The organism is Collinsella sp. (genome assembly GCF_052346665.1).
Lineage (GTDB): Bacteria > Actinomycetota > Coriobacteriia > Coriobacteriales > Coriobacteriaceae > Collinsella.
The window spans coordinates 1-1,846 of sequence record NZ_DAWDUX010000078.1; the positions used below are offsets into that span (position 1 = coordinate 1).

General features: G+C 63.8%; 2 protein-coding genes. One reads left to right on the forward strand and one right to left on the reverse strand.

What is annotated here, in order from left to right; all coding sequences use genetic code 11:
- The coding region (locus ACT8II_RS09315) for a DUF1177 family protein (protein WP_443813951.1) at positions 1–218 on the forward strand (218 nt) is incomplete at its 5' end.
- A 124-nt stretch (positions 219–342) separates the two neighbouring features.
- Here ACT8II_RS09315 and ACT8II_RS09320 read toward each other — a convergent pair.
- Positions 343–1,614, reverse strand: coding sequence for an IS30-like element ISBlo4 family transposase (locus ACT8II_RS09320; RefSeq protein ID WP_008783747.1), 1,272 nt, complete (start codon positions 1,612–1,614; stop codon positions 343–345).
- Positions 1,615–1,846: the final 232 nt, after the last annotated feature.

A 1,846-nucleotide genomic window follows, 5' to 3' on the forward strand; every position in this document is an offset into this window, starting at 1 on the left:
CGGTGATTGGCGTTGCCATCACCGTGGAACAGGTGGTTGCAGGTTGTGCCACCGGGGCCACTCATGGTGGCGATGTCGAGGAAGCGGCTCGATTCTCGCTGGAGGTGGCGAAATCCTTCACCTCTGGGGCATGCGCGTTTTATGATGCGCAGGCCTATGAGAGACTGGTTGCGTTGTATGGCGGATTCGAGCGCTTCCAGACGCTTGGCAAAGCCTGACGGCGATTTCTGAGATACGGAGTTTCCCTCTCTGAGGGGGAGCTGGCTGGCAGATTCTAGTGGTGGTTGCAACACCTGAGGTTTGAGCGGCCTTCCATGGTCACGTTGTCGGTTGTTGAGGTTATCACGCGGCGTCGAGCAGTTCGATGATCTTCTCGCTTGGTTTCATGAACCCGAGGGTTTTGCGTGGCCGGTCGTTGAGTTCCTCGGCGACCGCGTCGAGGTAGTCCTCCGGGTAGACGGATAGGTCGGTGCCTTTGGGGAAGTACTGGCGCAGGAGCCCGTTGGTGTTCTCGTTGGTGCCGCGCTGCCACGGGGAGTGCGGGTCGCAGAAGTAGACGGCCATGTCCAGCGAGGCGCCGATCCGTTTGTGCAGGGCGAGTTCCGCTCCCTGGTCCCAGGTCAGGCTGTTGCGCAGGAGTTTGGGCAGGTGCTGCATCTTGTCGATGATGGCCTGCTGGACGTGTTCGGCGTCGTGCCCGTCGGGCAGGTGCAGCAGGATCGTGAACCTGGTGGTGCGCTCGACGAGCGTGCCGATGGCGCTTTTGTTGCGGCTGCCGGTGATGAGATCGCCCTCCCAGTGGCCCGGGACCGCCCGGTCCTCGATCTCCGGGGGTCGCTCCGAGATCATGGCCATGGGTTCGCGGAAACGGGGTTTGCGGCCTTGGCCGCCTTGGGGTCTGCGGGCGGTTCGCCCCTGCCTCATGGCGCGTTTCAGCTCCTGCTTGAGTTCGCCCCTGGCCTGCAGGTAGATGGCCTGGTAGATCGTCTCGACGCTCGCGTGCATATCCCCATTATCCGGGAAGTCCAGCCTCAGCCGGTTGGCTATCTGCTCCGGGCTCCAATGCCTGCGCAACCCGGCGGCGATCTCGTCCCACAGTCGCGTGCCCTCGGCCGCCTTGCGCGGTTTGGGGCGTTTGAGCCGGTCCGCGGCCTTCTGCTGGGCGCGGTAAGGCTCGTAACCGCCGGACTCGGGATTCCTGTTGCGCTCGACCTCGCGGCTGACCGTGCCGGGGTCGCGGCCCAGCAGGCGGGCGATGGCGCGGATCGAATCGCCCAGACGCAGACGGTCCGCGATCTGGATGCGCTCCTCCTGGCTCAGGTAGCGCGGATGGAGGGTCTTGGGTTTGTCCATGGTGGAACGATACCAGTCCACCAGGGGTTTCTCGTTCCTTCCCGTGGCGCGCGTCCTGCCGTTGCGCCACGCCTTGCCGGTGCGTTTCGAGACGCCGACCGCGTGCGCGGCCTGGGTGAAGTTCATGCCTTCCTCGTCCAGCAGGCGCACGTACTCGGCGCGTCTCGCCTCGCACATCAGCTTCCTCGTCGGATATTCGACGCCGTTGAACGTCCAACGGTGTTCCCCGCCACGGTCTTCGTTTCGGTGGCTTCTGGTCACCTGACCCTCCTTGCGGTAGGTCAGGTGTTGCAACGATCACTAGAACCCGCCGCTCGCGCAGCGAGACTGAGGGGGGGGCAACGAGTTCGCACCCGTTGCCCCTCAGTCGTCTACGATGACAGCTTCCCTCAAAGGAGGGGAGCCAGGACGTTTCTAGCGTGCCGAAATCTCGTCGATCAGCTTGAGCTCCTCGTCGCTGAAGTGGGTGTTCTTCAGCGCGCCGATGTTGTCG